At 68.0% G+C, this 8,191-nt stretch carries 11 protein-coding genes and 1 pseudogene; 3 read left to right on the top strand and 9 right to left on the bottom strand.

Annotation, left to right across the window (positions count from 1 at the left end):
* The 9 genes and pseudogenes from V9K99_RS40575 to V9K99_RS40535 all read right to left on the bottom strand — a co-directional run.
* A partial coding sequence (locus tag V9K99_RS40575) for a hypothetical protein (protein ID WP_337008018.1) occupies positions 1-187 on the bottom strand: 187 nt, incomplete at its 3' end.
* 90 nt (positions 188-277) lie between these two features.
* Positions 278-1,141, bottom strand: a complete 864-nt coding sequence (locus tag V9K99_RS40570; RefSeq protein WP_337008016.1) for a hypothetical protein — start codon at positions 1,139-1,141, stop codon at positions 278-280.
* Positions 1,142-1,176: 35 nt separating this feature from the next.
* Positions 1,177-2,280, bottom strand: coding sequence for a DNA glycosylase AlkZ-like family protein (locus tag V9K99_RS40565; RefSeq protein ID WP_337008014.1), 1,104 nt, complete (start codon positions 2,278-2,280; stop codon positions 1,177-1,179).
* Positions 2,281-2,310: 30 nt separating this feature from the next.
* Positions 2,311-2,472: a hypothetical protein gene (locus tag V9K99_RS40560; RefSeq protein WP_337008012.1), complete on the bottom strand. Its 162-nt coding sequence runs from the start codon at positions 2,470-2,472 to the stop codon at positions 2,311-2,313.
* Positions 2,473-2,826 (bottom strand): vitamin K epoxide reductase family protein, encoded by a 354-nt coding sequence (locus tag V9K99_RS40555; protein WP_337008010.1) that lies wholly within the window; start codon positions 2,824-2,826, stop codon positions 2,473-2,475.
* Positions 2,827-2,899: 73 nt separating this feature from the next.
* A pseudogene (locus V9K99_RS40550) lies at positions 2,900-3,139 on the bottom strand (DsbA family protein); the annotation flags it as partial.
* Between the two features lie 118 nt (positions 3,140-3,257).
* Entirely contained in the window at positions 3,258-4,580 is a 1,323-nt protein-coding gene (locus tag V9K99_RS40545) for a hypothetical protein (protein WP_337008008.1), read from the bottom strand.
* On the bottom strand, positions 4,577-5,002 hold the full coding sequence (locus tag V9K99_RS40540) for a hypothetical protein (protein WP_337008006.1): 426 nt from the start codon (positions 5,000-5,002) through the stop codon (positions 4,577-4,579). The genes V9K99_RS40545 and V9K99_RS40540 overlap by 4 nt, the downstream gene beginning before the upstream one ends.
* Before the next feature lie 79 nt (positions 5,003-5,081).
* A complete protein-coding gene (locus tag V9K99_RS40535; RefSeq protein ID WP_337008004.1) occupies positions 5,082-5,498 on the bottom strand; it encodes a hypothetical protein in 417 nt (138 codons plus the stop codon).
* A 54-nt stretch (positions 5,499-5,552) separates the two neighbouring features.
* Here V9K99_RS40535 and V9K99_RS40530 point away from each other — a divergent pair, with 54 nt between their 5' ends.
* The 3 genes from V9K99_RS40530 to V9K99_RS40520 all read left to right on the top strand — a co-directional run bounded on the left by V9K99_RS40530 (position 5,553) and on the right by V9K99_RS40520 (position 8,189).
* Complete coding sequence (locus tag V9K99_RS40530) at positions 5,553-6,839, top strand: NTP transferase domain-containing protein (protein WP_337008001.1); 1,287 nt, start codon at positions 5,553-5,555, stop codon at positions 6,837-6,839.
* Positions 6,840-6,972: 133 nt separating this feature from the next.
* Complete coding sequence (locus V9K99_RS40525) at positions 6,973-7,806, top strand: hypothetical protein (RefSeq protein WP_337007999.1); 834 nt, start codon at positions 6,973-6,975, stop codon at positions 7,804-7,806.
* Positions 7,807-7,922: 116 nt separating this feature from the next.
* The gene (locus V9K99_RS40520) at positions 7,923-8,189 is read left to right on the top strand and encodes a GlsB/YeaQ/YmgE family stress response membrane protein (RefSeq protein ID WP_337007998.1); all 267 of its coding nucleotides are present in this window, start codon (positions 7,923-7,925) and stop codon (positions 8,187-8,189) included.
* Positions 8,190-8,191 lie beyond the last annotated feature (2 nt).

Raw genomic sequence — 8,191 nt, 5'->3', positions numbered from 1 at the left:
GACACGCGACCACTCGGGTGAGCAGCTCCGGGATAGCTGCGCCCTCCTGGTCGGGGTGGTGGGAGTCAAGTGTCGAACTTGTTCGATCCGCGCAGCGGACGCCGAAGGCGCACTTGACGCCCGCCGCACCGACTAGCACCATCACGCAGCCCGGAGCCGCGACACCACAGTCCCCTTCTCGCAGCACCCAGTAACCACAGCCGCCCTCACGGCCGCGCCACCACAGTCGCCCTACCGAAACACCGTGGAGGTCGAGTTCGAGAAGGAGACGGACGTCCTATTCGACCGTGACGCCGGTGATTGCGAAGCGTTCGATGTCCTGGACGTGACCGCCGGTGGAGGCCACCACCGTGAGGGCGCCGTCGGTCGCGCCGCGGAACGTGACCCGGACCGACCAGGCTTGTTTCTCGCCGCCGCCTGGGAGGCAGCAGGATGTACCGAGCGGTTCCTCGGCGCCGGTTTGGCGTACGTCGACCCGGATCGACTCGTCGACACCGCTGATGCGGCCGCCGACGGTGATCGGGGAGCTCACCTTCGCGCCGTACCGGGGTCGCTCGAGGGTGAGCGTGGTGTCGCGGGTGCCGACCACCTCCCAGGGTGCGTCGTCGCCCTGGCCGATGCGGACGAGGTGAACCACCGCCGCGACGCTCGCCGGGCCTTCGTCGGACTGGTAGCCGACCGAGATCCACGCCTCGTTGCCCTTGATCGAACGGGCGACCACCCGGTCGATCTCGGTGAAGCCGAGGAAGCCGGTGGTGAAGGACTGCGCGGTCTCATCCGCGTCCAGGTGCCACGGCTGCTGCCCGCCCTCGCGGTATGCCCGCTGCCATGCGGCGGCCTCGGCGACCGAGGCGAACGGCCACAATGGCTGGTACGCGAAGGGTTGCGCACTCGGCGGCACCTGCCTGGTCGGAGAGGGCGCCGCCGGCTGTGGCGACGAGGCGGTGGTCGTCGGTGATGCCGCTCCTCCAGGCAGTGGTACGGCGCCTTGCCCAGTCGAAGCGGGGTCGCCGCCGAGGAACAGCACCCCGAGACCGGCCAGCACAGCGGACACCAGCGTGACCACCACGGCCGCCGCGATCGCCGCCGCCGGTCGCATCCGCTGCCGATCGCGTTCCTGCCCTGGCCCGCCCATCGCCATCTGACCAGCCTCCCGCCCCTACCTCCATTAGACCGCTACTTGGTCTGGACGAGCTCCAATCGCAACCATTTGGCAAGATCTTTGAGTTCGCGCTGGACCGCGGCGGTCAGGCTCTTGCTGAACGGCTCGTCCTCGTGGATGGCGTCGACGCGGAGCATGCCGGCCTTGCGGTCAGAGGTGGCGTCGACCTTTCCGACCAGGCGGTCGCCGTGCAGGATCGGCAGCGCGAAGTAGCCCCACCGGCGCTGGGCTACCGGCTTGTACATCTCCAACTGGTAGTCGAACTCGAACAGCTCGGCCATCCGTTTCCGCTCGTAGATCATCCGGTCCAGCGGCGAGAGCAACGCCGTACGACCCGAGAAGGGCTGACCGAGCTGGGCCGGGTCGACGCGCCACTGACCGCGAACCCCCTCGACCACGGCCGGCTCCCCCACCGGGCCGACGTCGATGGGCTCGCCGGGGCAGGCCGGGCCCTTGTCTCGGGCGATGCCGAGGGAGCGCAGCCGCTGCTCGTTGCGGATGCGCTTCGCCTCGTCGACCGGGACGGCCGGCTCGTCCGGGTACACGCGCGAAGCCAGGTCCCAGAGCCGATCCCGCCCGTCGCGACCGGCGACCGCGACCTCGCCACGCTGCAGCATGAATTCGAGCAGCTGGGACACGTTGCGATTGTTGGTCCAGCCCGACGACTTCCACGGCGTCACGCAGGTGTCGGGCAGCTCCCGCATGACCAGCGGGCCGTCCTGCCGGAGCCGCTCGAGGATGTCCAGCCGGCAGCCCTCGTTGGCCTTCACCCAGTCGCGCCGGTACTCCTGGTAGTCGAGCAACGGCCCGCTCCCCGGCCACTCCGCCATCTCGGCCCGGAACAACGCCAGGCTCTCCCTCGGCCGGACGAACCCGCGCAGCTCGATCAACGCCTGCGTCTCGAGCGCGTCCACCAACTCATCCGGCGAGTACGACGATCCCAGCCGGCTCCACGCGACCAGATCGGCATTCGGCGCCACCGCGGCCGTCTGGTCGTACTGCACCACGGTCAGCCGCCGTACGACGTCGAACAGATCCTCCGGCCGCTCGCTGTCGAGCAGCTGCGCCCGTACGGCGATCCGTCGCGCATCCCGCCGGGAAAGCTCATGCACACCCACGATCCGAGGCTAGGGCACCGATCCGACAATTCACCCCAAGGTTCGCCAGTACGACCAGAACTGTTCGGTGATCAGGGCCAGGACGAGGACGAACCAAAGGGTCAGGGCGACGCCGTGGAAGGTGCGGCGGCGGCGGAGGTTGTGCAGCGTGACGTACCAGAAGATCGGAATGGTGACGGCCCAGATGACCATTCAGTACGGGCACAGAGCCCCGATTCGGTAGAGGCTCTGGAAGATCAGCCAGTGGACGAAGCCGGCGCCGAAGGTGACGCCGGCTTGGAGACCCAGCCAGAACCAGCGGCGGAAGGTCGCGCCGGCCAGCAGAGCCGCGCCGACTGTCGCGACCACAGCGAAGCCGGCGATGCCGAGCAGTGGGTTGGGGAACCCGAAGACCTCGGCCTGCGGCCTGGTCATCACCGAGCCGCAGGACAGCACCGGGTTGATGCTGCAGGACGGGACGTAGGCCGGGTCGCGCAGGATCGCGATCTTCTCCACCGTCAGCACCGCCGACGCGGCCAGCCCGATCAGGCCACCGAGCAGCAGCAACCAGGGCAGTAACCGCGGGAACGGCGCCGGCCGTTCCCGCGGTTACGCGCTGTCCGAGAGCCGCATCGAGAATCGCGACCAGGTCCTGCACCGACTCGGGCTGGAGTTTCTTCCCGTTGACGAAGAACGTCGGAGTTCCGCTCACTCCGAGAGCCTCACCGTCGGCGACGTCCTTGCGGATCCGCTCCAGCGTGGCGGGGTCGGCGTACGTCTGGTCGTAGGCGGTCAGGTCGAGACCGAGTTCCTTGGCGTAGCCGCGGAAGCGGTCGTCGGCCGGGACCCGCTGCTCGCCCCACTCGTAGTCCTTGCACAGTTGCTCGACCGCCGGGTATGCGGCCCGGCAGGACTCGCACTCGAAGTCGAGGAACTCTACGAAGGTGACTTTGTTGTCGGCAGCAACGTTTAGCTTGTGGCTGTCCGGTCGACCTCTATCAGGAAGAGAACAGCAGTAGGAGGCCGCCGACGGTGTAGCCGACCATGACGACCAGCAGCGGGAGCTGTCCCGCCAGCGCTCTGCCGCGCGCGAACAGCGCGACGGCGCGGTCGTGGGCGGACACGACACCGAGGAGATGGCCGACGACCACGGCACCGACCTGCACGGTCGCGATCGCCGCGGGGTGGTTGGTGAGGCCCGCGTTGACTCCGAGCAAACCGGTGCCGAACACGTTCCAGCCGTTGCTGAGCGGATCGCTCAGCAGGATCACCGTTCGCTGGCCTTCGAGCACGAGCAGGGTGAAGTAGTGCGCGACGACGTACCCGAGCACGATCGGCACCACTGAATGCGCGAACATCCCGGGCAGTGCGGATCGGGAGGACATTCGCCCGGCCAGCACCGTTGCGGACGAGTAGGTCACCAGCACGAAGACGACGAAACCGGCCAGCGCGATCGTGCCGAGCAGTGTCTCCGAGTAGCCCGAGTTCTGCGCCCAGGCGATCCACAGTGTGCTGCGGGAGAATCCGTCGTACGCCGTGGATCCGAGAAGTGCGGCGACTAGGCCGACCAGTCCTGGTCGGGGTGTGAGGCTGTCCAGGTTCTCCAGCGGCCGTCGTACGACGATCACTCCGTCGGTACGGCGGCCCCACGGTGAGAGCTTGGCCATCAACGTCGCGTATGCCTCGAACGGGTCCGCGGTGGCGAACCACCGGTCCCCGAACAGCACCGCACCAAAGAGGACGAACACGACGTACAGCGCCAGCCAGGTCTGCAGGACGAGGAGGGTCGCGCGGTCTGGTGCGACCAGCTCCAGCCAGGCGAAGGCGAAGATCCCCAGGGCCGCAGGCCATAGGCCTACTCGCGGCGACAAGTCCAGCAGCCCTTGGCGCGGGTCGTGTCGCAGGAGCCGGCAGACCAGCAGGTGCAGGGTGCGCAGTGGGTTCAGGGTCCGCCACACCGGCCCGAGCAGTAGTGAGACCGGCACCAGGCCGACCCACACGAGGATGTAGACGAATCCGAAGATCGGGTTCGTCAATCGATCCGCTCCGGCCAGCAACGCCATCCCCGCGTAGATGAAAGCCGTCAGGCCGAACAGCCGCACCGACCACCGCAACCAGTACGAGTCCAGAGCGGTGGCCAGCGCGGAGGGCAACGGCGTACCGGCGGCTGCACCGCGGTAGCGAGGAGTTCGCCAGGCGACGGCCAGGATCACGAACGACAACGTGATCGCGACGCCCGCACCGATGACAGCGAACTCCAACGGCACGGGCAGATCCTGACGGCCGCCGATCCCGTGCAGCGGGAGGAGATGCGCGGTCACGACACCTGCAGCTTGAACACGAGCTTGCCGCTCTCGTGGGTCTCGACCTCGAAGATCCCCTTGGTGGAGGTGGTGAACTCGACGGAAGCGGGCTTGCCCGGCTTCAGGTCCAGGGTCTTGTCGTAGCCGTGCACGTGCAGCGATTCCGGTACGTCGCTGCGGGCGTTGATCCGGACCGTCTGGCCGGGTTTCGCCTTCACCACGGCATGGCCGCCGGCCGAGATCTTCCCGCCGGCGATCGACACGTCGACGGTGACATCCGCCGTACTCGCAGGAGTCGACGACATCTTGGGTACGGCGGTGGGCGTCGGCATCGGTGAAGCCGTCGTTGTCTGGGCGACCGGGGTTTCGGCGGTGCCGCAGCTGGTCAGGGCAAGGGTGGCAAGGCAGGCGGCAGCGATGCCGCGACGTGAGAGCCGCATGGCGGCGTCCTTTCGGGAGAATGCGAAAAGGGCATGCGTGAAGAACTCACGCAGGTGAGGGGACGGCGTCAGACGGACGTCACGTCCGCAGGATGCAGAGCCTTGCCAGATCGGGTGCGGCTGAGACCACGCGTCTGCGTGGTGCCGCGAGAGTGACGGTCGCGTGGCGCGGTACCTCGCCGAACCGTTCGCGGCGCAGGAACAGGCCGACAGACAGCAGCAACAGCAGGGAGCCGGCCGCAGCGAAGGCCAGGCACGGAACGAGCCCGCGCTGATGGTCCGGGGCGTCGACGGCGAACGTGTCCGGCGCCAGCATGGCGACCTGTTCGAGCCGTTCGATCACGCCGTGCGGATCCACCTGCAGAACAGCGGCGGTCTGGGCAACCGGGACTGCGGCGGGCTCCGCCGCGGAGAAGCTCAGGCCGTGCAGCGCGAACACACCGAGCAGCGCTCCCAGCATCACCAGGGAGCGCACCAGCCGTTGCGCCGCATTCATCACCGCACAGGGTAGCGGTTGAGGCATGCTGGGACAGGCGAGGGGAGGCTGGCTGTGGTCAAGGACAACGCGGTCCGGGTGGCCTTGGTGCTCGCGGCCGGGCGGGGTCTGCGGATGCGATCGACTCAACCGAAAGCGCTCCGTCGCGTCGGCGGCACGAGCCTGCTGGAGCGGTCGGTCCGGGTACTGCGCCGGGCCGGAGTCGAGCGCATCGTGGTCGTGCTCGGCTATCGCGCCGGTGACGTCATCACCGCGATCAAGGACCGCGACCTGCCGGTGGAGGTGGTGGTCAACCCGGACTGGGAGAGCGGTACGGCGTCCTCGGTGCTGACCGGACTGAGCAGGATCGGCGACCGGCGCTGTCTCGTGGTGATGGGTGACCATGTGTTCGAGGCGGACGACGTACGGCGACTGATCCAGACACCCGCCGGAAACGTCGCAGCCGTGGACCGCACCCGCCACTCCGCCATGAGCGGGACGCGGCCGAACCGGGTCCGATTGCACGACGACGGGTCCGTCGCCGGTCTGGGTCCTGACCTCGACGAGTACGACGCAGTGGACGCGGGACTGGTCGTGGTCGACGTACAGGACGTGCTGTTGGTGACCTACCGGGCGCGTGAGTCGTGGCTGGAGCTCCGGCAGCAACTGCTGGCGCACGGGTGCGAGATGCAGTCCACGGAGGTGCAGGGCCTGTGGGCTGACGTGGACACACCGGAGACAGTTCGAGCGCTTGAACGGTCCCTGTGGCGTCGGTACGGGCCGAAGCCCACCGACGGAGTCATTGCCCGAGTACTCAACCGACGTATCTCCGGACCGCTCACACGCCTGCTGCTGCGCACTCGCCTCTCCCCTGACGTAGCGACCGCATTGGCCTTTGTCGTCACGTTGTTGGCTGCAGGTCTCGTGGCAACGGGTGACACGTGGCTGATGGTCGCCGGCGGGTTGGGCGTCGTACTCGGTTCCGCACTCGACGGAGTTGACGGGGAGCTCGCCCGGGTCAGTGTGAGAGCCACACGTCATGGTGCGACCTTGGACACGCTTCTGGATCGGTACGCCGATCTGTCCGTCGTGCTCGCCCTCGTTCTGGCTACCGGTGCGACTCTGACCGCCTGGGCTTGGGGGTTTGCCGCGGCGGTGGGCTGTCTGCTCGTGTCCTATGTCCATGCGGTCGGCAGGGATACCGACGTACGGCTGCTGTTCCGGCGGGAGTTCCGGTTGCTGATCTTCGCGGTGTCGGCGATCGCCGGCGTTCCGCTGTGGGGCCTGATCGCGGTCGCAATCGCCGCCAACCTCGACGCGATCCGCGGCGTCGTCCTGCTCTTGCGTGCGCTGCGCGATTGAAGCGGTTGTCAGACTTTATCTGTTATCAAATGGGCCTTCCGTAACGCTCCGTGCGCGTTGACGATGTAGCTGATGAGCCGGGCGGGGTGGGGACCTGCGTGCCCGGTGGCATGGGCGCAGGGGGGATGTTGTGGTGATGCGTGGGCGGGCGTTGGCAATCACTGCTGTCGTCATCGCGGTTCTGGCCGCGGCGGGCTGCGCGGGCGTGGAGGAGGTGCCGCTCGGCGAGCCGCCGATCGTGACGCCGACGTACTCGCCGCTCGGGCCTGCGACGAGCTGCGAGGATTCCGACATCGAGCTGCGGCCGGTGGCCGGCATGGACGGCGTGCGGCTGGAAGCCAGTACCGACGAGACCGGTACGTCGCTGCTGCTGCGGAACACCGGCAGCCTGTCCGTCCTCGTCGTACCGGATGCGTATTGGCGGACGCGACTGACCGAGGCACCGCACGCCAATCCCACCGACCCGGCGTCGAAAGCCGCACTGGCCGCTGTCGTCCGCGCCGGCGGCCTCAGCGCGGTGACCGAGCTGCCCGCGCGCATACCGCTGACTCAGGTGTTCGTCGTACCGCCGCAATGGGCGGTGTGCGGACTCACGGACGACGTTCGCGAGGTGGCGAGCGTGCGGTATCTGCGGGACAAGGCGACCAGTGCTGAGTACTTCGTGGCGAAGAGCGTCGCCGACCAGGTGGTCTCCCGGACGACGCCGGCCACGCAGAAGACCGGCCAGACCCTGCTGAGTTGTGCGCGCGGCACGCAGCAACTCCTGAAGGAACGGGTGGACCTGCGGGACATCGAGCTCTATGCGGAGCTCCTCAAGACCGAGAGTGCGTGCCGGTCGAGCGTCAAGACCCTGCTGTCCAACGACGAGCGCGCCACCCAGCGCGCCAGCAGCCGCATCCTCAACCTGCTCGAACGAGGCCCCAGGCTCCTCGAGAACACCAAGCTGTTCCTGGCCCTCGCCCGCTGATCCCGCCGAGGGTGGGCTGAGGGACTTCTCCGGGTGCGATCAGGGTCAATGGGGACTGCTCAGGGCGTCGCCTGGCCGCAGACTGGAAGTCAGTCGACACTCGGAGGAACACAGACATGATCGGCTTCATCATCGCCGGACTCATCATCGGTGCGCTCGCGCGGCTCTTCACCCCGGGCAAGCAGAAGCTCGGCCTGCTGGCCACGCTGCTGCTCGGTCTGGCCGGGTCCGTGATCGGCGGCACCATCGCCAACCTGCTCGGAACCGGCAGCATCTTCGAGCTGAACATCCTCGGCTTCGTCGTCGCCGTGATCGCGTCGGTCATGCTCGTCGGCACCGCCGAAAGCATCGCCGCCCGCAACAAGCGTTCAGTCACGCGCTGACG

Source organism: Kribbella sp. CCNWLW201 (assembly GCF_037203805.1).
GTDB lineage: Bacteria > Actinomycetota > Actinomycetes > Propionibacteriales > Kribbellaceae > Kribbella.
This window is presented reverse-complemented; position numbering and strand designations above follow the sequence as displayed.

Excerpts from the sequence above, each read along its gene's own strand:
- V9K99_RS40570 (WP_337008016.1), bottom strand. The coding sequence starts at position 1,141 with ATGGCGATGGGCGGGCCAGGGCAGGAACGCGATCGGCAGCGGATGCGA.
- V9K99_RS40520 (WP_337007998.1), top strand. The coding sequence starts at position 7,923 with ATGATCGGCTTCATCATCGCCGGACTCATCATCGGTGCGCTCGCGCGG.
- V9K99_RS40560 (WP_337008012.1), bottom strand. The coding sequence starts at position 2,472 with ATGGTCATCTGGGCCGTCACCATTCCGATCTTCTGGTACGTCACGCTG.
- V9K99_RS40540 (WP_337008006.1), bottom strand. The coding sequence starts at position 5,002 with ATGCGGCTCTCACGTCGCGGCATCGCTGCCGCCTGCCTTGCCACCCTT.
- V9K99_RS40535 (WP_337008004.1), bottom strand. The coding sequence starts at position 5,498 with ATGAATGCGGCGCAACGGCTGGTGCGCTCCCTGGTGATGCTGGGAGCG.